The sequence below is a fragment of the Promicromonospora sp. CA-289599 genome (genome assembly GCF_050936155.1).
Classification (GTDB): Bacteria; Actinomycetota; Actinomycetes; order Actinomycetales; family Cellulomonadaceae; genus Promicromonospora.
On record NZ_JBNJNI010000001.1, the window covers coordinates 3,918,885 to 3,940,275 of the forward strand.

21 protein-coding genes are annotated in these 21,391 nt (G+C 69.9%); 12 read left to right on the forward strand and 9 right to left on the reverse strand.

The window, feature by feature from the left end; all coding sequences use genetic code 11:
• Window positions 1-71 precede the first annotated feature (71 nt).
• From ACQEVI_RS17355 to ACQEVI_RS17365, 3 genes are read right to left on the reverse strand one after another with little or no spacing between them, the layout of a single operon-like run.
• A complete protein-coding gene (locus ACQEVI_RS17355) occupies window positions 72-749 on the reverse strand; it encodes a carbonic anhydrase (protein WP_432901026.1) in 678 nt (225 codons plus the stop codon).
• Window positions 746-1,702 carry a carbohydrate kinase family protein gene (locus ACQEVI_RS17360; RefSeq protein ID WP_432901029.1) on the reverse strand — a complete coding sequence of 319 codons (957 nt, stop codon included), beginning with the start codon at window positions 1,700-1,702 and terminating at the stop codon, window positions 746-748. The genes ACQEVI_RS17355 and ACQEVI_RS17360 overlap by 4 nt, the downstream gene beginning before the upstream one ends.
• A complete protein-coding gene (locus ACQEVI_RS17365) occupies window positions 1,699-1,971 on the reverse strand; it encodes an exodeoxyribonuclease VII small subunit (RefSeq protein WP_432901032.1) in 273 nt (90 codons plus the stop codon). Before ACQEVI_RS17365 ends, ACQEVI_RS17360 begins: the two co-directional genes overlap by 4 nt.
• A 95-nt stretch (window positions 1,972-2,066) precedes the next feature.
• On the opposite strand from ACQEVI_RS17365, the gene ACQEVI_RS17370 reads away from it, so the two are divergent.
• The gene (locus ACQEVI_RS17370) at window positions 2,067-3,686 is read left to right on the forward strand and encodes an ABC-F family ATP-binding cassette domain-containing protein (protein WP_432901035.1); all 1,620 of its coding nucleotides are present in this window, start codon (window positions 2,067-2,069) and stop codon (window positions 3,684-3,686) included.
• 6 nt (window positions 3,687-3,692) lie between these two features.
• Here the strand turns inward: ACQEVI_RS17370 and ACQEVI_RS17375 are convergent, their stop codons facing one another.
• Window positions 3,693-4,307, reverse strand: a complete 615-nt coding sequence (locus tag ACQEVI_RS17375) for an HAD family hydrolase (protein ID WP_432901038.1) — start codon at window positions 4,305-4,307, stop codon at window positions 3,693-3,695.
• A gap of 154 nt (window positions 4,308-4,461) precedes the next feature.
• Here ACQEVI_RS17375 and ACQEVI_RS17380 point away from each other — a divergent pair, with 154 nt between their 5' ends.
• A complete protein-coding gene (locus ACQEVI_RS17380) occupies window positions 4,462-5,205 on the forward strand; it encodes an SDR family oxidoreductase (protein WP_432901040.1) in 744 nt (247 codons plus the stop codon).
• A 3-nt stretch (window positions 5,206-5,208) separates the two neighbouring features.
• Here the strand turns inward: ACQEVI_RS17380 and sigJ are convergent, their stop codons facing one another.
• A complete protein-coding gene (sigJ, locus tag ACQEVI_RS17385; protein WP_432901043.1) occupies window positions 5,209-6,129 on the reverse strand; it encodes an RNA polymerase sigma factor SigJ in 921 nt (306 codons plus the stop codon).
• Between the two features lie 82 nt (window positions 6,130-6,211).
• Between sigJ and ACQEVI_RS17390 the strand changes: the two genes are divergently transcribed.
• A complete protein-coding gene (locus tag ACQEVI_RS17390) occupies window positions 6,212-6,961 on the forward strand; it encodes a class I SAM-dependent methyltransferase (RefSeq protein ID WP_432901046.1) in 750 nt (249 codons plus the stop codon).
• 98 nt (window positions 6,962-7,059) lie between these two features.
• Window positions 7,060-7,800, forward strand: a complete 741-nt coding sequence (locus tag ACQEVI_RS17395; RefSeq protein WP_432901049.1) for a hypothetical protein — start codon at window positions 7,060-7,062, stop codon at window positions 7,798-7,800.
• Here the strand turns inward: ACQEVI_RS17395 and ACQEVI_RS17400 are convergent, their stop codons facing one another.
• The gene (locus ACQEVI_RS17400; RefSeq protein WP_432901051.1) at window positions 7,801-8,943 is read right to left on the reverse strand and encodes an epoxide hydrolase family protein; all 1,143 of its coding nucleotides are present in this window, start codon (window positions 8,941-8,943) and stop codon (window positions 7,801-7,803) included.
• A 57-nt stretch (window positions 8,944-9,000) separates the two neighbouring features.
• A complete protein-coding gene (gene xseA, locus ACQEVI_RS17405; RefSeq protein WP_432901053.1) occupies window positions 9,001-10,263 on the reverse strand; it encodes an exodeoxyribonuclease VII large subunit in 1,263 nt (420 codons plus the stop codon).
• Window positions 10,264-10,326: 63 nt separating this feature from the next.
• On the opposite strand from xseA, the gene ACQEVI_RS17410 reads away from it, so the two are divergent.
• A complete protein-coding gene (locus ACQEVI_RS17410; RefSeq protein WP_357505627.1) occupies window positions 10,327-11,364 on the forward strand; it encodes a 4-hydroxy-3-methylbut-2-enyl diphosphate reductase in 1,038 nt (345 codons plus the stop codon).
• A gap of 126 nt (window positions 11,365-11,490) precedes the next feature.
• Here the strand turns inward: ACQEVI_RS17410 and rmuC are convergent, their stop codons facing one another.
• Window positions 11,491-12,993, reverse strand: a complete 1,503-nt coding sequence (rmuC, locus tag ACQEVI_RS17415; protein WP_432901056.1) for a DNA recombination protein RmuC — start codon at window positions 12,991-12,993, stop codon at window positions 11,491-11,493.
• 196 nt (window positions 12,994-13,189) lie between these two features.
• On the opposite strand from rmuC, the gene ACQEVI_RS17420 reads away from it, so the two are divergent.
• From ACQEVI_RS17420 to ACQEVI_RS17445, 6 genes are all read left to right on the forward strand, one after another.
• Window positions 13,190-14,020 (forward strand): ABC transporter ATP-binding protein, encoded by an 831-nt coding sequence (locus tag ACQEVI_RS17420; RefSeq protein ID WP_432901058.1) that lies wholly within the window; start codon window positions 13,190-13,192, stop codon window positions 14,018-14,020.
• Entirely contained in the window at window positions 14,002-15,615 is a 1,614-nt protein-coding gene (locus tag ACQEVI_RS17425; protein ID WP_432901061.1) for a hypothetical protein, read from the forward strand. The genes ACQEVI_RS17420 and ACQEVI_RS17425 overlap by 19 nt, the downstream gene beginning before the upstream one ends.
• Before the next feature lie 61 nt (window positions 15,616-15,676).
• Window positions 15,677-16,462, forward strand: coding sequence for a DinB family protein (locus tag ACQEVI_RS17430; protein WP_432901063.1), 786 nt, complete (start codon window positions 15,677-15,679; stop codon window positions 16,460-16,462).
• Window positions 16,463-16,531: 69 nt separating this feature from the next.
• Window positions 16,532-17,617 (forward strand): redox-regulated ATPase YchF, encoded by a 1,086-nt coding sequence (gene ychF, locus ACQEVI_RS17435; RefSeq protein WP_116673951.1) that lies wholly within the window; start codon window positions 16,532-16,534, stop codon window positions 17,615-17,617.
• A gap of 116 nt (window positions 17,618-17,733) precedes the next feature.
• Window positions 17,734-17,982, forward strand: a complete 249-nt coding sequence (locus ACQEVI_RS17440; RefSeq protein WP_432901066.1) for a helix-turn-helix transcriptional regulator — start codon at window positions 17,734-17,736, stop codon at window positions 17,980-17,982.
• Window position 17,983: 1 nt separating this feature from the next.
• Complete coding sequence (locus tag ACQEVI_RS17445) at window positions 17,984-19,252, forward strand: type II toxin-antitoxin system HipA family toxin (protein ID WP_432901069.1); 1,269 nt, start codon at window positions 17,984-17,986, stop codon at window positions 19,250-19,252.
• A gap of 111 nt (window positions 19,253-19,363) precedes the next feature.
• Here ACQEVI_RS17445 and ACQEVI_RS17450 read toward each other — a convergent pair whose 3' ends face one another.
• Window positions 19,364-20,533 carry a helix-turn-helix domain-containing protein gene (locus tag ACQEVI_RS17450; RefSeq protein WP_432901072.1) on the reverse strand — a complete coding sequence of 390 codons (1,170 nt, stop codon included), beginning with the start codon at window positions 20,531-20,533 and terminating at the stop codon, window positions 19,364-19,366.
• On the opposite strand from ACQEVI_RS17450, the gene ACQEVI_RS17455 reads away from it, so the two are divergent.
• Entirely contained in the window at window positions 20,478-21,236 is a 759-nt protein-coding gene (locus tag ACQEVI_RS17455; RefSeq protein WP_432901075.1) for an SDR family NAD(P)-dependent oxidoreductase, read from the forward strand. The two genes, ACQEVI_RS17450 and ACQEVI_RS17455, sit on opposite strands and share 56 nt — an antisense overlap.
• Window positions 21,237-21,391: the final 155 nt, after the last annotated feature.

A 21,391-nucleotide genomic window follows, 5' to 3' on the forward strand; every position in this document is an offset into this window, starting at 1 on the left:
CGTGCCGCAGCCGCGCCCCGCCGACGCACCTGAGCACGTGACTCGTGTCACCCCGGCCCCCGTCGCGCCTGTCAGTCGGTCCGCGGCAGGGCCGCGGGCAGCTCGCCGACCTCCCCGATCACGTTGACCATGCGTGCGCTGCCCTCCGCGAGGTCGTACTCGAGACCGACCACCGCGCACCTGCCCTCCTCGACCGCCTTGGCCAGGCCCGCCGAGTAGCTGTGCAGCATCCCGACGGTGTGCTTCACGTGCTCCCGGCGCAGGACGTTCTGGTCGGACAGGGCGTCCATGGCCTTGGCCGGGTCACCCGAGGTGATGTTGACGATCGACGGGATCACGCGGTCCACCACGGCCCGCACGAACCCGCCGGGCTGTTCACCCGTCGCGAGCGTGTGCGCGGCGGCGGCCACGGCACCGCAGGAGTCGTGCCCCAGCACCACGACGAGGGACGCGCCGAGCACGTCGACCCCGTACTCGATGGAGCCGATCACCGTGGTGTCCACGACGTGGCCCGCGGTGCGGACCACGAACACGTCGCCCAGGCCCTGGTCGAAGATGATCTCCGCGGCGACCCGGGAGTCCGAGCAGCCGAAGATCACCGTGTGCGGGTGCTGCGCGGCCTGCAGCTCGCGGCGTCGGGCCGCGCCCTGGGACGGGTGGGCCGGAGCGTCCGCGACGAAGCGGTCGTTGCCGGAGCGCAGCAGCGCCCACGCGTCACGCGGGCTGATCCGCTCTGGTACCACGGTCATCGGCTTACCTCCTCACGGCGAGGCGGGTTGGCTCCCGCCCGGGACACGGTGATGGCCGCGACGGCGCAGCAGCGGTCCAGGATCTGCTGCACGGTCGCGACGTCGACGGCGTCGAGCGCACCGCGCCGGTCGGCGCCGAGCAGGTCGTGCTCCCACAGGCCGTCGATGAGCGCACCCATGAACGAGTCGCCGGCACCCACGGTGTCGACCACCTCCACCCGCGGGGCGACCGCCTCGACCGCACCGGCGTCGGACACGGCTACCGCGCCCTTGCCGCCGAACGTGACCACCACCAGCGCGGGCGTGCCGCGCTGCCAGTCGCGTGCGACGGCGACGGGGTCGGTACCGGGGTAGAGCCAGGCCAGGTCCTCGTCGCTCACCTTCACCACGTCGGAGAGCTGCACGAGCGCCTCGACACGCGGACGCACCTCCTCGGCGGGGCCCATGATCGCGGGCCGCGCGTTCGGGTCGTACGTGGTGGTCGACGTCGCCCGCGCCGCCTCGAGGACCTGCCGCACCTCGGTGGCGCCCGGCTCGAGGATCGCCGCGATCGAGCCCGTGTGGACCGCGAGGGCAGCGCTGCCGCCGACCTGGGCGCTCGCCTCGGCGCTGGTGTCAGCACCCGGCAGGGCCTCGGCGGGGACGCGCCACGCCAGATCGAAGTCGTAGGTGGCGGAGCCGCTCTCGTCCAGCGTCGCGACCGCGACGCTGGTGCGTTCCGCGCCGTCGCTGCCCGGCACGAGCGCGACACCGGACTCGGCGAGCCATGCGCGCACCAGGTCGCCCCGTGCGTCGGCGCCGAGCCAGGTCGCGAGCCGGACCTCCCGGCTCAGGCGGCCCAGCGTGAGCGCGACGTTGGCGATGCTCCCCCCGGGATGTTCGGCGGAGGAGCCGTCGGGCCGGTGCACCTCGTCCACGAGTGCCTCGCCCACGGCGAGGACGTACCCGCTCACTCGGCGTCCTCCGGCGACTCGGCCGACGAGAGAGACCCCTGCTGCGCGGCGGCGAGGCGCTCGCGGGCGCCGTCGAGCCATTCCTGGCAGCGTGCGGCCAGGGCCTCGCCGCGCTCCCAGAGCGCGAGCGACGCCTCCAGCGGCTCGCCGCCGGTCTCCAGGCGGCCGACCACCTGCACGAGCTCGTCGCGCGCCTGCTCATAGCTGAGCGTCGCGACGTCGGGAGCGTTCCTCACCGGATCGGTTCCGGTCGCAGCATCTGTACTCACGGGAGACAGTCAACAGCACGCCACCGACATCTGCGGCGTCCGTCCACAGGAATGAGTTTGGCTTCGGCCGGTCCGACGTCGGACCATGGTGTCCCATGGGCCATCTCGAAGTCGCGCACGTCGAATACCACCTGCCGGATGGCCGGACGTTGCTGGGTGACGTCTCGTTCCGCGTGGGTGAGCGGAGTGCGACGGCGATCGTCGGGCCGAACGGTGCCGGCAAGACCACTCTGCTGCGCATCATCACCGGCGAGCTGGCGCCGCACGCCGGTTCCGTGGCCGTGAGCGGTGGGCTCGGCGTCATGCGCCAGTTCGTCGGCTCCGTGCGCGACGAGACCACCGTGCGCGACCTGCTTGTGTCCGTGTCCGCACCCCGGCTGCGCGAGGTGGCGCGCGCCGTCGACGAGGCCGAGCACCGGATGCTGACGGTCGACGACGAGGCCGCCCAGATGGCGTACGCGCAGGCGCTCTCGGACTGGGCGGAGGTGCGCGGCTACGAGGCCGAGACGCTGTGGGACGTCTGCACCATGGCCGCGCTCGGCATGCCGTACGACCGGGTGCAGTTCCGCGAGGTGCGGACGATGTCGGGCGGTGAGCAGAAGCGGCTCGTGCTGGAGGCGCTGCTGCGCGGCACCGACGAGGTGCTGCTGCTCGACGAGCCGGACAACTACCTGGACGTTCCGGGAAAGCGCTGGCTGGAGGAGCAGCTCAAGGCCACCAAGAAGACCGTCCTGTTCGTGTCGCACGACAGGGAGCTGCTGTCGCGGTCGGCGGACCGGATCGTGTCGCTGGAGCCGAGCCCCGCGGGCGCGGACGCCTGGGTGCACGGTGGCGGCTTCTCCACGTTTCACGACGCCCGACGCGAGCGGTTCGCGCGGTTCGAGGAGCTGCGCCGTCGCTGGGACGAGAAGCATGCCCAGCTCAAGAAGCTGGTCCTGACGCTGCGCAACCAGGCGGCGAGCAGCCCCGACATGGCCTCGCGCTATCACGCGGCGCAGACGCGGCTGCGGAAGTTCGAGGACGTCGGCCCGCCGCCCGAGCCGCCGCGTGAGCAGGACATCACCATGAACCTGCGCGGTGGGCGCACGGGCCTGCGGGCCGTGACCTGCGAAGGGCTGGAGCTCTCCGGGCTCATGAAGCCGTTCGACCTGGAGGTCTTCTACGGCGAGCGGGTGGCCGTGCTGGGCTCGAACGGCTCCGGCAAGTCGCACTTCCTGCGGCTGCTGGCGGGTGGCGACGTCGCGCACACCGGCTCGTGGAAGCTCGGGGCGCGGGTGGTCGCCGGCCACTTCGCGCAGACGCACGCACACCCTGAGCTGTTCGACCGTGCGCTGCTCGACATCCTGTGGGAGGACCACGCGCAGGACAAGGGCAAGGCGATGGCCCGGCTGCGACGCTACGAGCTCACCGAGGCGGCGGACCGGCCCTTCGACAGGCTGTCCGGCGGCCAGCAGGCGCGGTTCCAGATCCTGCTGCTCGAGCTCGCCGGCTCGACGGCGCTCCTCCTCGACGAGCCCACCGACAACCTCGACCTCGAGTCGGCCGAGGCTCTCCAGGACGGGCTGGAGTCGTTCGACGGGACGGTGCTGGCCGTGACGCACGACCGCTGGTTCGCGCGCTCGTTCGACCGGTACCTGGTCTTCGGGTCCGACGGCGTCGTGCGCGAGACCTCGGAGCCCGTGTGGGACGAGCGCCGGGTCGAACGGGAGCGGTAGGCGGGTTCAGGCGGGCGCGACGCCGTGCTCGGCGAGCCGCTCCAGCAGGACGTCGTGCCCCTCTTTGAGGCGCCAGTCCACGGCAGCCATCCCGGTCGCCCGGGCGCCGGTGACGTTGGGGGAGTGGTCGTCGATGAAGAGGATCGCCGCCGGATCGGCCCCGATCCGGGTCGCGGCCTTCTGGAAGAACGCGACGTCCGGCTTCGCCACCCCGAGGTCGCAGGAGTAGAGCTTGACGTCGAACAGTTCGTCGTAGGGCAGCTCGGCCCGCATGTACTCGGCCCGGCGCCGGACCTGGTTGGTGCCGAGGTGCACGCCGTACCCGGCGTCGCGCAGCCCACGGACCAGGTCCAGCGAGGCCGGTGACGTGGCGATGTTCAGCCAGACGGCCTCGAACAGGTCGGCGGCCGGCACATCGACGTCGTACTGCCGCAGGACTTCGGCGAGCACAGGCAGGAAGTCGTCGTCGCCCCCCAGCAGCGGCCGCTCGTAGGCCGAGGCGAGGGTCAGGATCTCGGGGGCGCGCTCGCCGAGCAGCGGCGTGGCCGAGGCGAAGAAACCGTCTCGGATCTCCTGGAGCACGCCGTCGGCGTCGAAGAGTACGTGTCGGATGGTCGTCACCAGCGAACCGTAACGGTCCCACGCCACGGTGGCCGGGGCGCGCGCCGCACCGCGCCCGGTGCGGCCCGTCACAGATCCGGGGCGATCCCGGTCGAACTCATGACGGGCCGTCCGGCTCGTCGAGAACGTCCCGGACATGAATGGGGAGCACACCATGAAGATCGTGGTCATCGGCGGCACCGGCCTCGTAGGCAGCCAGGTCGTGAACAATCTGCGCGAACACGGGCACGAAGCGGTGGCAGCCTCGCCACAGACCGGCGTGAACACCCTGACCGGCGAGGGCCTGCCGGAGGTGCTCGAGGGCGCACAGGTGCTGATCGACCTCAGCAACTCGCCCTCGTTCGCGGAGGAGGACGTCACCAGCTTCTTCCGCACCTCGACCACCAACCTGCTCGAGGCCGAGGCGAAGGCGGGAGTGCAGCACCACGTGATCCTCTCGATCGTGGGGGCCGAGGGCGTCGACGCCGGCTACATGCGCGCCAAGATCGTGCAGGAGAACCTCGTCAAGGCCTCCGACGCGGGCTGGTCCATCGTGCGGTCCACGCAGTTCCTCGAGTTCCTCGGCTCGATCGCCGACACGGCGACCGTCGACGGCGTGGTCCACATGGCGCCGGTCCGCTTCCAGCCCATCGCCTCGGCGGACGTCGCCCGGTTCGTCGCCAGGACCGCCGTCGGCACCCCGCTGAACGGCACCATCGACATCGCCGGACCGGAGGTCTTCGGCTTCGACGAGATCGTGCGCACCTACCTGGCGTCGAAGGACGACCCGCGCGAGGTCCGCACCGACCCGGGCGCCACGTACTTCGGCGCGGCGCTCGAGGACGGCGAGCTCGTGCCGCACGGGGAGGCCCTGCTGGGCGAGGTCAGCTACGAGCAGTGGCGGAAGGCCCAGGCGTAACGCTCAGCGCGAACCCTCCGGCGCGGCCCGGCCTGCCCGGGCCCGCCGGAACGGGTCGATCTTCTCCGGGTTCAGCTGCCACATGAGCTCGTGCAGGCCGTCGGACGACGCGGTGACCGCAAGGATGCCCACCAGCTCGCCGTCCCGCTCCATCGCCATGCCCTCCTCGCCGTTGACCTCTATCGGCCGCGTCGTGATACCGGCCCAGAAGACCTCCGCGAACGAGGACAGGACCCGCGCCACCTTGTGCCTGCCCTGCACCGCGACCCGTGCGACGTGCTTCGCGGTCCCGTTGCTGTCGGCCCGCGTGACGACGTTCTCGGCGAACAGCCGCTCCAACCGCTCGACGTCGCCCACCCGGGCCGCGGCGAGGAACGCCTCCAGGAGCGCGCGGCGCTCCGTGCTGGTCACCGTGTTGCGCGGCTCCGACGCGATGTGCTTGCGCGCCCGGCTCACGAGCTGGCGCGTGGCGGCGGGCGACACCCCGACGATCCGCGCGATCTCCGGGTACGCGTAGTCGAACGCCTCCCGCAGCACGTAGGCAGCGCGTTCGGTAGGGGTCAGCCGTTCGAGCAGCACCAGCAGCGCGACGTCCAGGGCCTCCGCCCGCTCCGCGCCGAGCGTCGGGTCCTCGCTCGTGTCGACGGGCTCGGGCAGCCACGGCCCCACGTAGGTCTCGCGGCGCGACCGTGCACTCTGCAGCACGTTGATCGCCAGCCGCGTCGCGGCGGTGGTGAGGAACGCCTGCGGGTTCACCACCACCGAACGGTCGGTCGTCTGCCACCGCACCCACGTCTCCTGCACGACGTCCTCCGCCTCGGCCGCCGAGCCGAGCATCCGGTACGCGATGCCGAACAGTCGCCTGCGGGCGGTGGCGAACACCGCTGCCGCGTCGTCGAGCGTGGTGTCAACGTCACCTGTCATCGTGCTCTCCTTCTGGTGCCGTATCGACCGTAACCGACCGAATGTCCTTGGGCCCGGTCTCACGGCGGGTAAACATGTTGCCATGACCACACCCGACCCGATCTTCGTGGATCCTCGGCTCGCGCGGCTCTACGACTCCTTCGACGACGACCGCAGCGACCTCGGCCTGTACGCCGACCTCGCCGCACGGTTCGGCGCCCGAACGGTCCTCGATGTCGGCTGCGGGACCGGGGTGCTCGCCCTCCTCCTTGCCGAGCGCGGCCTGCGCGTGACCGGCGTCGACCCCGCCGCCGCCTCGCTCGAGGTGGCCCGCCGCAAGCCCGGTGCCGACACCGTCACCTGGGTCGAGGGCGGGGCCGACGCCGTCGCTGGCCTGCACCTCGCCGCCGACCTCGCGACGATGACCGGCAACGTCGCGCAGGTGTTCACCACCGACGCCGAGTGGGCAGGGGCGCTCGCGGCGGTCCACTCGGCGCTCCGCCCCGGTGGCGTGCTCGTGTTCGAGACCCGCGTGCCGGCGCGGCAGGCCTGGCTCGGGTGGACCCGCGAGCTCCGGTCCGTCCGCCGCGACATCCCCGGGGTGGGCGAGGTGGAGATGTGGAACGACCTGCTGGAGGTGGCGCTCCCGCTGGTCACCTTCCAGCAGTCCTACCGTTTCCCGCCCGGCGTGCTGCCCGGCGACGACGTGGTCACCTCGGTCTCGACCCTGCGGTTCCGCGAGCGGGACGAGACCGAGGCGACGCTGGTCGCCGCCGGGTTCGAGGTCGCCGAGGTGCTGGACGCGCCCGACCGGCCGGGTCTGGAGTGGGTGTTCGTGGCGCGCCGGGTCTGATCATCCCAATTCGCCGAGGGCCGGCGAGCCGGCCGCGAGGAGTGAGTACGATCCATCACTCCTCGTGCCGACGAGGAGGCGGCACGAGGGGACACCACGTGGGACACAGCACGACGCGCAGGCTGAAGCTGCACACGAAGCCCGTCCATCAGGGGGAGCAGCCCCCGGCCGAGGGCACCGGGGCGGTCTGGCATCACATCGACGTGTTCGCGGCGCAGGGATCGACCCGCACGATCGCCCACGTGGAGCGGGAGCTGCCGCCGGGCGGCGTATCTGCCTACCTCGCGGCGCGGCGCACGGGCGCTCGGTCCTTCGTGCTGTGGGCGGACGAGCACCGTGAAGCGCTGTCTGCCACTGTCGGTACCGTCTCCGGCGCGAACGGCGTCGCCGTCTACCAGGTGCTCGGTCCGCAGGGCGAGCTGCTGTGCACGATCGAGCGCGCCAAGGCGTTCAGCAAGGGACTTCGCACCCGGTGGACGGTGAGCCGGCCCGGTGAGCCCGACCTGGTGGGCTACAAGGGCCGGCTCGTCTGGTGGTGCACGTGGTGGCTCTTTTCTCCGCTGCTGCCCTTTGTCTGGGTCGCTGCGGTGTTCAGCATGTCCGACGTGCCACGCTCGCCCGGCCGCATCATCTGGCGCACACGCGGCCGGGCGCTCCTGGAGCTCAAGCTGATGTGGAACGAGATCCACCTGCACGACCCGGAGCTGGACGAGCGAGTGGGAGCCGCGCTGCTGGCCCTGGTCCGTTCGTTCGACCGGCAGAGCGGCGGATGGGACGGCTGGACGGAGAAGCAGGCCCAACGGATCAGTCGGGCGAGCCGGAGGAACAGGCCGAGCTGATCAGCGAAGTGCGCTGAAGAAGTCCCGGATGTCGTTCGCGAGCAGCTCGGGCTCCTCCATCGCGGGGAAGTGGCCGCCCTCGGTGAAGTCGCTCCAGTGGCTTATCGCGTTCCACGGGTCGAGCGCGCGACGCATGAGCGGGTGGGTGTCGAACACCACCCAGGCGGCGGGTACATCGGACGCCCCGGCCCAGCCGAGGCCCGAGTGCTCCGACTCGTAGTAGAACTGCGCGCTCGATGCTCCGCTGCGGGTGAACCAGTACAAGCTGACGTTGGTGAGCAGCTGGTCGCGGTCGACCGCCTCGTCGGGGGTCGCGTGCCGGGGGTTGGTCCAGGTCTGGAACTTCTCGGCGATCCACGCGAGCTGGCCGACGGGCGAGTCGCTGAGGGCCGCCGCGATGGTGTCGGGGCGGTGGTTCTGCATCTCGAAGTAACCACGCTCGGCGATGTCCTCGGTGCGGATCGCCTCGATCTGGGCGATCTCGTCCTCGGTCAGCCCGTCGGGGTACGGGAACTTGTCGCCGACCATGCCCAGCATCCTGCCGTCGCTCCCGACGTGGGTGCCGATCACGCGCTCCGGGTGGACCGCAGCGAGCCGGCCGGTGACGCCCGCACCGATGTCGGTGCCGTGCGTGGCGAACCGTTCGTAGCCGAGCCGCGTCATGATCTCGGCGTACGCCTCGGTGGTGCGTGCCAGCTCCCAGCCGGTCCCCGACAGCGGGGTTGAGAACCCGAACCCGGGCAGCGACGGGATGACCACGTGGAAGTCGTCGGTCAGCAGCGGGATCAGACGCTGGTACTCGACGAACGAGCCCGGCCAGCCGTGGCACAGGATGAGCGGGGTGGCCTCGGGGTTCGCCGAACGTGCGTGGACGACGTGGAACGTCTGGCCGTCGACGACCGTCGTGAACTGCTCGTGCTCGTTGAGCTTGGCCTCCTGCGCGCGCCAGTCGAACCCGTCGCGCCAGTACTCGGCGAGCTCGGTCAGGTAGGCCTGGGGGATGCCGCGGCTGAAGTCCGTGCGGTCGTCCCGACCCGGCACCGGGAGCGGGCGGCGGGTCCGTGCGAGCCGGTCCTGGAGGTCGTCGATGTCGGCCTGCGGAACGTCGATGCGGAACGGGGTGAGTGCGCTGTCCTGGTTCATGACACCTACAGTGTCAGCCGAAGAGGACAGGTTCTGTCCTCTACTGGCCGCCTCATCTTAGGGAGTTGTCGCGGTGACCTCGGCGTCCAGCGCGCCCTCCGCGAGGCGGACGTGCACGCCGGCCCCGACCGCGACGTCGTCGGGCCGCCGCACCACGTGGCCGTCGGCACGCTGTACGACGGCGTAGCCGCGCTCCAGCGTCGATGCCGGCGACAACGCCCGCACCTGGGCGCCGAGCCGCCCGATCTCACCGCTCGCGCGCAGCAGCAGCGTGCTCAGGGCGTGCCTGCTGTGCCGGAGCGACTGGACGATGTCGCGCTCCCGGGCCTCCAGCATCGTGTGCGGCGCGGCGAGGACCGGGCGGGAGCGGACGCCGTCGAGCCCGTGCTGCTCGCGGTCGATCATGGCCGCGATCGCGCCGCGCATCCGGCTGCGGGCCTGGGTGAGGCGAAGGCGCTCCTCCGACACGTCGGGCACTATCCGCTTGGCCGCGTCGGTGGGCGTGGAGGCGCGGTAGTCGGCGACCAGGTCGAGGAGTGGCGCGTCGGTCTCGTGGCCGATCGCGCTGACCAGGGGAGTGCGGGCCTGCGCGACGGCGCGGACCAGCGACTCGTTGCTGAACGGCAGCAGGTCCTCGACGGAGCCGCCGCCCCGTGCGACGACTATGACGTCGACCCGGGGGTCCTGATCGAGCTCGGCGATCGCGTTCGACACCTCGCGCACGGCGTTGACGCCCTGGACCGCCACCTCGCGGATCTCGAACCGCACCTGGGGCCAGCGGGCCCGGGCGTTCACCACCACGTCGTGCTCGGCCTTGGACTCGCGTCCGCACACGAGCCCGACGACCGCGGGCAGGAAGGGGAGCTTCCGCTTGCGTGACAGGTCGAACAGGCCCTCCGCCGCGAGGACCTTCTTGAGGGCCTCGATCCGGGCGAGCAGCTCGCCGACGCCGACAGCCTTGATCTCGTTGGCCTGCATCTGCAGCGTGCCGCGCTTGGTCCAGAACACGGGCTTGGCATGGATGACCACGTGGTCGCCCTCCGCCGGCGGCTGCGCCAGCGTGAGGAGGACGCGCGAGAAGATCGTCACAGGGAGCGACGCATCGGCCTCGGTGTCACGGAGTGTGAGCCATTGCATCCCGGAACCGGGGCGCTGGTTGAACTGCACGACCTGCCCCTCGACCCAGACCGGCGGCATCTTGTCGATGTAGCCCTTGATCTTCTCCGAGAGCACACGCACCGGCCAGGGGGTGGAGGGCGTGGTGTCGAGCGCCTTCAGAGGGATCTCTGCGGGGAGTGGTCGCTGGGTGGGTTCCGTCACGTGTCCAACCCTGCCACCCACCACCGACACAAGCTCTCCGCACGCCGCCCCTAGACTGCACCTGTGAGTGTCACGAGCCCTGAGCGTCCTGCTGAGACCAAGACCAAGCGCGTCCTGCTGGCTGCGCCCCGCGGCTATTGCGCGGGCGTGGACCGTGCGGTCGTCGCCGTCGAGAAGGCACTGGAGACCTATGGCGCACCCGTTTACGTGCGCAAGGAGATCGTGCACAACAAGCACGTGGTGGAGACGCTGCGGGAACGTGGCGCCATCTTCGTCAACGAGACCGACGAGGTGCCGGAGGGCAGCAGGCTCGTCTTCTCCGCGCACGGGGTGTCGCCCGCGGTGCGCGCCTCGGCCGTGGCGCGGAGCCTGGACACGATCGACGCGACCTGCCCCCTGGTCACCAAGGTGCACAAGGAGGCCGTCCGGTTCGCGAAGGACGACTACGACATCTTGCTGATCGGGCACACCGGTCACGAGGAGGTCGAGGGCACCGCCGGCGAGGCACCCGATCACGTGCAGATCGTGAACTCGCCGGACGAGGTGGACCAGGTGGTGGTCCGCGACCCCGCCAAGGTCGTGTGGATCTCGCAGACGACGCTCTCGGTCGACGAGACGATGGAGACCGTGCGCCGGCTGCGCGAGAAGTTCCCGTCCCTGCAGGACCCGCCCAGCGACGACATCTGCTACGCCACGCAGAACCGCCAGGTGGCCGTGAAGAAGCTGGCGCCCGAGTGCGATCTCGTCATCGTCGTGGGCTCGGCCAACTCGTCCAACTCGGTGCGGCTCGTCGAGGTGGCGCTCCAGGCCGGGGCCAAGGCCTCGTACCGTGTGGACCGCAAGACCGAGATCAAGGACGAGTGGCTCGAGGGCGTCACCACGGTGGGCGTGACCTCGGGTGCCTCGGTTCCCGAGATCCTTGTCGAGGACGTCATCGCGCACCTCGCCGACCACGGCTTCGGCACGGTCGACGAAGTCCGGACCGCGACCGAGGACCTGATGTTCTCGCTGCCGCGCGAGCTGCGTGCGGGGCTCAAGGCCGCGGGCGAGGAGCCCAAGCGTCCGCGTCGTGAGGCCCGGCCGGAGCTTCCGCAGGCCTGAGGCCCTTCTGTCCCACCGCTGGCGTGCGGTTCACCGGCATGATGAGAACGGGGTTGTGTTCCGCAGGAGGCCTGCGGCGAACACAACCCCGTTCTCGACTGTTCGGCTGCTGGTCGTCCGGCCCTGTCAGCCCGCCTGTCCGACGGCGGCCGTGTCCTCGTTGTCCGACGACTTCTTCTCTACCGCCTCGAACGCGCGCTTGTCGGTGGTCGCGAGCTCGGTGACCTCGAGCGCCTGCACCAGGATGCTGTCGGTGTCCTGTGCGCGGTCGATCGCGACGACGTCGCCGTCGTCCGCCGCCAGCAGCTCGGCCTTGGTGATGGGACGCGGGACCTCCTCGATGCCCCTCGGCTCCGCGATGAGGTCCTTCTCGTCGACCACGTCGAGCTCCACCATGCGGCGGGCCGAGGTGAGCACGTTGCGCTCCAGCGACCCGATGAGCCTGTTGTAGTCCTTCGTGGCCGACTCCAGGGAGCGCCCCATCTTCGTGACGTGCTGCGTCATGGTGACCAGCCGCGCGTACAGCTCCTTGCCGACGGTGAGCACCTTCTGAGCGTTCTCCGCCAGTGACTCCTGGCGCCACGCGTACGCGACGGTACGCAGCAGGGCGAGCATCGTGGTGGGCGTCGCGATGATGACGTTCTTCTGCACCGCGTACTCCAGCAGCTCCGGCGCGCGTTCCAGGGCCGCCGACAGGAACGCCTCGGCGGGCACGAACATCACGACGAACTCGGGTGCGGGCTCGAACTGGTTCCAGTACTTCTTGCCGGCCAGGTCGTCCACGTGCTTGCGCATGTGGCGCACGTGCGCGTCGAGGCGCTGCTCGCGGTACGCGGCGTCGTCGGACTGCTGGGCCTCCAGGAAGCCGAGGAACGCGACCTTGGAGTCCACGACCACACGCTTGCCACCGGCGAGGTTGATGACCATGTCGGGGCGCTGCACCTCGCCGTCCTCCGTGGTGACCTGCGCCTGCTCGGTGAAGTCGACCCGGTTGATCATGCCCGCGGACTCGACGACCTTGCGCAGCTGCAGCTCGCCCCACGCGCCGCGCGTCTGCGACGAACGCAGCGCCGTGACGAGGTCCGCCGTGCCGTTGCGCAGCTCGGTCGAGACCTCGGCGACGTTGCGCATCTGCTCGACGAGCGCACCCTGGCCCTCGATACGGGCCTTCTCCGCCTGCAGCACCTCGCTGCGCACCAGCTCCACGGCCTTGGTCAGCGGGTCCACCAGAGACTTCACGGCCTCCTCGCGCTTGGCGAGCGACTGCTCGCCGTCCGACGCGGACCGCTTGAGCCGCTCCTCCGCGAGCTCGAGGAAACGCTTGCTGTTGGCGTCCAGCGCGTCGCCCGCCAGCGCCTGGAACTGGCGGCGGGCGTGCTCCTGCTCGGAGCGGGCGGCGGTGATCTGCTCGGTGGCGCGCTCCCGTGCGGCGTCGATCTGCTCGTCCGCGCGGTGCTGCGCGGCGGCGATCCGCTGCTCGGCCGACTCGGCCTGGGCCCGCAGGCGCGCGACCTCCATGTCCGCGTCGCGCTGCGCGGGCGCAACACGCTGCGCGTGGCCGAGCCACCCCAGCAGCACGCCGACGACGAGTGCGCCGAGGGCCAGCAGAATCGTTGCGACGATGTCCATGGGCGACAGGCTGCCACGTGTCACTGACACTCCGGCACGGTGACACCCCGCACGGTCGAAATCATCCGATATGCGCCCGGTATGCGTCCGGCATCGCCGTACGGGCGCTTTCTCCGCCCGGCGACGGATCTCCTTCACCCGCACTCATCCTCGCGTCGGATCCGTCGTGTCGGACGGCACGACTACGTTGGGTGCCATGACGACCCCAGTCGACCCGAGCCCGCCAGGCAGCCCCGGGACCCCAGGTGCCCAGGAACCGCCCCCGCACGACCCGTCGGCGGCGCTCAGCGTGCGCGGACTCTGGAAGCGGTTCGGGCAGAAGATCGCGGTCTCGGGCGTCGACCTGGACGTGCCCGCGGGCTCGTTCTACGGTCTGGTCGGTCCGAACGGGGCGGGCAAGACGACCATGCTCTCGATGGCCACCGGCCTGTTGCGGCCCGATTTCGGCAGTGCCTGGGTGCACGGCGTGGACCTGTGGGCGCGGCCCGACGAGGCCAAGGCGAGCCTCGGCGTGCTGCCCGACGGCGTGCGCCTGTTCGACCGCCTGACCGGCCGCCAGCTGCTCACGTACGCCGGGATGCTGCGCGGTATGGACAAGGACACCGTGGTGGACCGGGCCAACGACCTCCTGAAGGCGTTCGACCTGGTCGCGGACGCGGACACGTTCGTCGTCGACTACTCCGCCGGCATGACCAAGAAGATCGCGCTGGGCAGCGCCATGATCCACGCGCCTCGCACCCTGGTCCTGGACGAGCCGTTCGAGGCCGTCGACCCGGTGAGCGCCGCGAACATCCGCGACATCCTCAAGAGCTACGTGGCGGGGGGCGGCACCGTCATCGTCTCCAGTCACGTCATGGACCTGGTGCAGCGCATGTGCGACCACGTAGCGGTCATGGCGGCGGGGCACGTCCTCGCGGCGGGCACGGTGGACGAGGTGCGCGGCGAGCAGAGCCTGGAAGACCGGTTCGTGGACCTCGTCGGTGGCCGTCAGCACTCGGAGGGGCTCTCATGGTTGCGCGGTTCCTGACCCTCAAGCTGACGCTGATGGGCAACACGTTCCGCAGGAGCGTGTGGCAGACCATCGGCATGATCGTCGCGGCTCTCTACGCCCTCGGCGTCGTCGGCCTCCTGATCGCCGGCGTGGTCGGCCTCGGGCTCTTCGGCGATCCGGCCTGGGCCGGCCTCGCCATCACGCTCGGTGGGGCGCTGGCCGTTCTGGGCTGGTGGGTCATCCCGATCTTCGCCTTCGGCGTGGACGCCACGCTGGACCCCCACCGGTTCACGACGTTCGCGATCCCCCGGCGCACGCTGCTCGCGGGACTGGCGGTGGCGGGCCTGGTCTCGGTACCCGGTATCGCGACGGTGCTGCTCGCGCTGGGAGTCTCCTTCGCGTGGCTCCTGCAGCCCGGGGTGCTGCTCGTCTCGCTCGTCGGCGCGGTGCTCGGTGTCGCCACGTGCGTCCTCGGCTCTCGGGCGATCACCACGCTGCTCGCGCCCGTCCTGGAGTCGCGCCGCTACCGCGAGGTCGTGACGATCGTGGCGCTGGTGCTCGTCATGACGATCGGCCCGCTCATCGGCTGGCTCGCCAACGGCGCCGAGGTCTCGATCGAGGCGGGCTCCGACAGCAGCACAGGGATGCAGCTCCTCCCGTTGTTCGAGCAGGCGGCTGCCGTCGTCGGCTGGACGCCGTTCGGCGCGGCATGGTCCCTCGGCAGCACCGCGTACGACGGCGACTGGGCGGGCCTGGCGGGACGCCTCGCGGTCGCGCTCGGCACCGTCGGGCTGGCGTGGCTGGTCTGGGACCGGGCCCTGGGCCGCGCCCTGGTGCGCCCGCCCGTCGGCGACGGCAGCGGTGGCAAGGCCAAGGGTCTCGGGATGTTCGGCCGTGTGCCGTTCTCGCCCACCTGGGCGGTCACCGCCCGGACCGCCACCTACTGGCTGCGGGATCCGCGCTACTCGGGGTCCATCGCCGTCATCCCGCTGCTGCCGGTCATCATGTACTTCACGTCCCAGAGCACCGGCAGCTTCTTCATGCTCCTGGCGACCGGGCCGTTCGTGGGCTGGATGCTCGGCTTCAGCATCTCCAACGACATCGGCTACGACAACACGGCCTTCGCCCTGCACGTCTCGTCGGGTGTCGACGGCCGTGCCGACCGGTGGGGTCGTGCGATCCCGATGCTGACGGCGGGGCCGCTGGTCGCCGCGGCCACGGTGGTGGCCTCGGTCTGGGTGGCAGACTCCTGGCACCTGACCCTGCCCCTGCTGGGGCTGGCGTTCGGGTTGCTGCTGGTCAGTACGGCGGTGGCCTGTGCGGTCTCGGCACGGCTCGTCTACCCGGTCGCGAAGCCGGGCGAGAGCCTGCTGAAGTCACCGCAGGGTGCGGCGATGGCCACGATCGCGGCGCAGGGCATCGGGTTCGCCGTCACCACAGCGCTGTCCCTGCCGGTTCTCGCCGTGGGTATCGCGGCCCTCGTGCTGGGTGGCGTGCTGTGGGGCATCGCGACGGTCGTCGTCGGCCTCCTGTACGGCGCGCTGATCCTGGTGCTGGCCGTGCGGTTCGGCGCTCGTGTGTACGACCGGCGCCTGCCGGAGCTGCTCCAGCAGGTGCAGTCGTTCCCCTGACCTCGAATTAGCGTCGCCCCAGGTCAGCGGTCGTGTCAGTGACCCGACCTAGCCTGGGGCGATGACGCGATTCACGGCAGACGACGACCTGCGGCACGCCGAGTTCGTCGCGACGAACCTGACCAATGCCCGATTCCGTTTCGTCGACCTGGACGGTGCGGCGTTCGACCAGTCGTACCTGCCCCGTGTCGTGATGCGCGGAGTCGATCTGACCGGTGCGGACCTCGACGGGCAGATCCGAGACCTGAAGATCAACGGCGTCGAGGTGCTGCCGTTGATCGAGGCCGAGCTGAACCGCCGGCATCCCGGCCGAGAGCTGGCTCGGTCCCAGGTCCTCGCGGAGCAGCGGGAGTCGTTCGAGGCAGCGCTGCGGACCTGGTCGGCCACGCTCGACCGGGTAGCGGCGATGTCCGCCGGGACGGCGGACCAGCAGGTCGACGGCGAGTGGTCGGTCGCCCAGACGCTGCGACACCTGGTGTTCGCCGTCGACGGCTGGGTGCGACACGGGGTCCAGGGCCTCGACGGCGCCTTCAGCCCGATCGGCCTCCCGTTCTCCGAGTACGACGACGAGGCGGGTGCCGTCGGCGTCGACATCACGGCCACACCGTCGTTCGAAGAGGTCCAGGCCGCCTACGCCGATCGCATGGCCCAGGTGCGCGCGCAGTACGACTCCCTCACGCAGGAGGACTTCGAGGCACCGGCTCGGCGGCTGCCGCCGTGGGAACCGGAGACCCGCAGCCTTCCGGTGTGGCGCTGCCTCGGGGTGATCGCCAACGAGGCCTGGGAGCATCACCGGTTCGCGGCGCGCGATCTCGACGAGCTGGAGCGCAGACGCGACGCCCGATAGACAGGCCTGTCGGGGCCCGCGACGACGCGGCTGTCGGCGATTGGCGCTCGGCACGTAGAATTTCGCGACGTGGCTCTTACTATCGGCATCGTCGGCCTGCCCAACGTCGGCAAGTCCACCCTCTTCAACGCTCTGACCCGCAACCAGGTGCTCGCCGCGAACTACCCGTTCGCGACGATCGAGCCCAACGTCGGCGTGGTCTCGCTGCCCGACGAGCGGCTCAACAAGCTCGCTGAGATCTTCGGGAGCCAGAAGATCCTGCCGGCCACGGTGTCGTTCGTGGACATCGCGGGCATCGTCAAGGGCGCGTCCGAGGGTGAGGGCCTGGGCAACAAGTTCCTCGCCAACATCCGCGAGGCCGACGCGATCTGCCAGGTCACCCGTGCGTTCGACGACCCGGACGTGGTGCGCGTGGACGGCTCGATGGACGCCCCCGGCGACATCGAGACCATCTCCACCGAGCTGATCCTCGCCGACCTCCAGACCCTCGAGAAGGCCCTGCCGAGGATGGAGAAGGAGGTCAAGATCAAGCGCGGCGACCCCGTCCTGTACGCCGCCGCGAAGAAGGCGGAGGAGGTCCTGAACCAGGGCGTGACCCTGTACCAGGGCGCCGCCGACGCCGGTCTCGACCTGGCCGAGATCGCGAGCCTCCAGCTGATGACCGCCAAGCCGTTCATCTACGTCTTCAACACCGACGACGCCGGTCTGGCGGACACCGCGTCCCAGGAGGCCCTGCGCAAGGTCGTCGCCCCGGCCCAGGCGATCTTCCTGGACGCGAAGTTCGAGTCCGAGCTCGTGGAGCTCGAGCCCGAGGAGGCCGCCGAGATGCTCGCCGAGTCCGGCCAGCCGGAGTCCGGCCTGGACCAGCTCGCGAAGGTCGGCTTCGAGACGCTCGGCCTGCAGACCTACCTCACGGCGGGTCCCAAGGAAGCGCGCGCCTGGACCATCCACAAGGGCTGGACCGCCCCCCAGGCCGCCGGCGTGATCCACACCGACTTCGAGCGTGGCTTCATCAAGGCCGAGGTCACCTCGTTCGAGGACCTGGTCGAGGCCGGCTCGTCCGCCGCGGTGAAGGCTGCGGGCAAGGCCCGCATCGAGGGCAAGGACTACGTCATGCAGGACGGCGACGTGGTCGAGTTCCGCTTCAACGTCTGAGGAATGCTCCGTGAGCGCGGGTCCTCTGCCTACCCGCGCGGATGTCAGGGTAGGTTTGCATGGACCGGATGTAAGGATATCCATGCATCGCCGCGATGTTGGGGTATCCTTACATCGTGAGTCCGCAAGATCGCTCCCTGCTCAATGCTCGATCGCTGCCTCGTCTGGCACGGTCGGTCAAAAAGCTGCGCCTCGATCGTGGCATCACTCAGGCGGAACTGGCTCGCAGGGCGGACGTCTCGCGCGTGTGGATCATCAATCTGGAGCGTGGCGAGACCGAAGGGCTTGAGGTAGGACGCCTGATGCGTGTTCTCGACGAGCTCGACGCGAACCTGATGATCCAGGACCAGCAGGCGGGGGAGTGAAATGACCACCGTCAATCACCTCGCTGTGCTCCTGGGCGGGTACTACATCGCGGATCTGGAGCGCGCGGGATCCGGCCTGCGGCTGACCTATGACCAGTCGTACCGCCACTCCGGCACGACTCCGCTGTCGTTGTCCCTGCCGATGGAGCTTCCTGTCCACACAGGCATCGGCGTCGAGCGATTCCTGAAGGGACTCCTTCCGGAGAACGACGGCGCACTGCGCGCCATTGCGCGCCGCTACCGGATCGGCACGACAGACACACTCGATCTGCTGTCCGCGATCGGGAAGGACTGCGCCGGGGCCCTGCAGTTCTGCGTTGCCGGCGAGCTCGAAGCGACCCTGAACCGCGAAGGAAGTCTCGAGGAATGTAGCGTCAGCGACATCGAGATCCGTCTCGACGAGATGGACACCGACGAGAACGCTTCCTGGCTCATGCCGGGCGAGCACTGGTCTCTCGGCGGAACGCAGCAGAAGTTCGCTCTGCGACGCCAGGACGACCGCTGGTATGTCGCGCACGGTTCCGAGGCGACCACCCACATCATCAAGCCGGGCATCCGCAAGATGCGTGCTCAGGCTCTCGACGAGCACGCGACCATGCGGGCGGCCGCACTGATGGGCCTGGATGTCGCGCGCACCGAGTACACGGAGTTCAAGTCCCAGGACGCAATCGTGATCACGCGCTTCGACCGGGATTTCGCTGATGACAGGCGGGTGGTGCGCCTGCACCAGGAGGATCTGTGCCAGGCACTCGGAAACCCCGAGAAGTACGAGGAATCGAGAGGTCCGTCAGCGCTGGAGATCATTCGCTTCCTGCGGGCTCAGGCGGATTCGCCTCAGCAGGCCCGAGCGAGCGTGGACCGATTCGTCGACAGTCTGATCTTCAACACGGTGGTTGGCGCTCCGGACGCGCATGCCCGGAACTACGCCGTCATGCTGTCCGGTGAGCAGGTCTCGCTCGCGCCCCTCTACGACATGGCTACAGGCTTCGCCTACGACCCACCCCGCGACGGCGGTCGGGTGCTGTCGATGAGCATCGGCGGCACGTTCGTCCTAGACGAGGTGGACGACGACGCGTGGCGGCGCTTCGCGGAATCGGCGCGCCTGGACGAGGCCCGCATTCTCGAGCGGGTGACCGAGATGGTCCATCGCGCCCCGGAAGCATTCACTGAGGCCTTGTCCGAGGTTGACGACTACGAGGGTCACGCCGTGGCCATGCTCGACCGGATCCAGAACGAACTCAGCGCCCGCAGGAACGCGACCGTGCCATAGCGCGGCTTGTTGCGAGAGTGCCCCAGGTGTGTCGTTCCCCCACAGGGAGCGGGCGGGAAACCTGAGGTTCGACATGCGAACACGTCTTGTCTCGCTTCTGTACCTGTTGCGTCAGCGGCCTTCGGGCTGGTCCTCGTGCTGAAGCGCGGACCGGGCCATCTGGTCACCGGTACTGTCGGCGCCCTCTTCTTCCCTGGTCAAAAGGGCGCTCAGTCTCTCCTCGGACGGTGAGCCGACGTCAGCGGTATAGGTCGAGAGGAACTGCCCTCCGGACTCCGGGACGTCGAGGGTCTCGTAGTTGAGGGTCATCACCCCGACCTGAGGATGAAAGATCCGCTTGGTGCCGTGCCCGTGCTTGAACAGCTGGTAGTCAGCCCAGAACCGGGTGAAGTCCCTGGAGGCAGCCGCCAGCTCCCTGACAAGGGTGTCCAGATCATCGTCGGGCCGGCCGGGACGGTGAGCGGCTCGGAGTGCGGCGACAGTCGGTGCAGCCACCGCATCCCAGTCCGGGTACCGAGTGCGAGTGGACTCGTCCAGGAACAACCACCGGGCGATGTTCCGGTCGCGCACCGGCATGGAGCCGAAGTCGGTCAGCAGGACTGCGGCGGCCCGATTCCACTCCAGTACTTCCATGCGAGGGCCCTGCAGGAGCGCGGGCACCGGGTCCATCGCTTCGATGAGGCGGCGCATCCCAGCCCATGCTCGCGGCTGATACGGCTGCGTGGTGTCAGGTCCTCCTGCCGATGAACTGAGGAGCCTGCGCACGTGCTTCCGTTCGAGCGCGTCGAGCCGAAGTACATCCTCGATGGCTGTCAGCACCTGGTCGGAGATGTTGCCGACGCGGCCTTGCTCCAGGCGGGCGTAGTAGTCGACGCTCACGCCGGCCAGTGCGGCGACCTCCTCACGGCGTAGTCCCCGACGTCGACGTGGGACCGGCGACGTCGGCAGCCCCACCGAGTCGGGATCGATCCGTGCGCGACGCGAGATCAGGAACTCGCGCAAGCTGTTCGTGCCCGCCATAACCCCATGTTGCCCCTGACCTCGCCGTCTTGCGCGTGCACCGCGGCTCACGAGTCTGCCTCGAGACGCTTGATGCGTACTGCGGGTACCAGTTCCGAGGGTGCGTGCTATCTGCTTCCTTGGGTCCGGCTGCGCTGGTGACATGGATGCCGTCAGCAAGAACACGACGCCCTCCCACACGGCGTCGCCGACCCCGAGGAACATCATGTCTGAGAACCTGACCGGAACCGTCGCCCTCATCAGCGGGGCATCCAGCGGCATCGGTCGCGCCACTGCTTTGCGACTGGCGGGCGCCGGCGCTGCGGTCGCCCTCGCGGCACGCCGCGCCGACCGGCTCGAAGAGGTTGCCGCGGACGTGCGCTCCGCAGGCGGCACCGCCCTGGTGATCGCGACCGACCTGACCGACGCCGACGCGGCGGCCGGCGCCGTCGAGTCCACCGTGGCCGAGCTCGGCCGCCTCGACACTCTCGTCAACGCCGCTGGCGTCATGCTGAACGGCCCCTCTGACGAGTCGCCGCTGGACGAGTGGGACCGCATGGTCGACATCAACCTGCGCGGCCTCATGTATGTGACCAAGGCGGCCCTGCCCCACCTGCTCGACGCCGCCGAGGACAGCCCTCGCTCGGTAGCTGATGTCGTCAACATCTCCTCGGTGGCCGGTCGCGTGGCGGCTCCGACCGTGGCCCTCTACAACGCGACGAAGTTCGCTGTGACCGGAGCGACCGAGGCATGGCGGCTGGAGTACACCACCCGTAACCTGCGTTTCTCGGTGATCGAGCCGGGCCGCACCGCGAGCGAGCTGTTCGACCAGAAGGCCAACTCGGACGCAGACTTCACCGCCGCCTTCGGCGAGGTCGAGGCCCTGCACACGGAGGACATCGCCGACGCGATCGGCTACATCGTCACCAGTCCGCGTCGTGTGGCCGTCAACGAGATCGTGATCCGGCCCACCGACCAGCCCTGATCCACGTGCGGGGAACCACCGTGAACCAAGATTCAGCCACCGACACCAGCGAGACATCTGACGTGCTGGCAGCGGTGCACCGGATGACCGGCGGGCTGGGAGCGGAGTGCAGCCCAGAGGCAACGGGGAGCCCGGCGATCATGCGCACCACGGTC

Coding starts and splice junctions, on each gene's coding strand:
- ACQEVI_RS17355 (WP_432901026.1), bottom strand. CDS start 749: ATGACCGTGGTACCAGAGCGGATCAGCCCGCGTGACGCGTGGGCGCTG.
- ACQEVI_RS17370 (WP_432901035.1), top strand. CDS start 2,067: ATGGGCCATCTCGAAGTCGCGCACGTCGAATACCACCTGCCGGATGGC.
- ACQEVI_RS17380 (WP_432901040.1), top strand. CDS start 4,462: ATGAAGATCGTGGTCATCGGCGGCACCGGCCTCGTAGGCAGCCAGGTC.
- sigJ (WP_432901043.1), bottom strand. CDS start 6,129: ATGACAGGTGACGTTGACACCACGCTCGACGACGCGGCAGCGGTGTTC.
- ACQEVI_RS17390 (WP_432901046.1), top strand. CDS start 6,212: ATGACCACACCCGACCCGATCTTCGTGGATCCTCGGCTCGCGCGGCTC.
- ACQEVI_RS17400 (WP_432901051.1), bottom strand. CDS start 8,943: ATGAACCAGGACAGCGCACTCACCCCGTTCCGCATCGACGTTCCGCAG.
- rmuC (WP_432901056.1), bottom strand. CDS start 12,993: ATGGACATCGTCGCAACGATTCTGCTGGCCCTCGGCGCACTCGTCGTC.
- ACQEVI_RS17420 (WP_432901058.1), top strand. CDS start 13,190: ATGACGACCCCAGTCGACCCGAGCCCGCCAGGCAGCCCCGGGACCCCA.
- ACQEVI_RS17425 (WP_432901061.1), top strand. CDS start 14,002: ATGGTTGCGCGGTTCCTGACCCTCAAGCTGACGCTGATGGGCAACACG.
- ACQEVI_RS17430 (WP_432901063.1), top strand. CDS start 15,677: ATGACGCGATTCACGGCAGACGACGACCTGCGGCACGCCGAGTTCGTC.
- ACQEVI_RS17445 (WP_432901069.1), top strand. CDS start 17,984: ATGACCACCGTCAATCACCTCGCTGTGCTCCTGGGCGGGTACTACATC.
- ACQEVI_RS17455 (WP_432901075.1), top strand. CDS start 20,478: ATGTCTGAGAACCTGACCGGAACCGTCGCCCTCATCAGCGGGGCATCC.
- ACQEVI_RS17450 (WP_432901072.1), bottom strand. CDS start 20,533: ATGCCGCTGGATGCCCCGCTGATGAGGGCGACGGTTCCGGTCAGGTTC.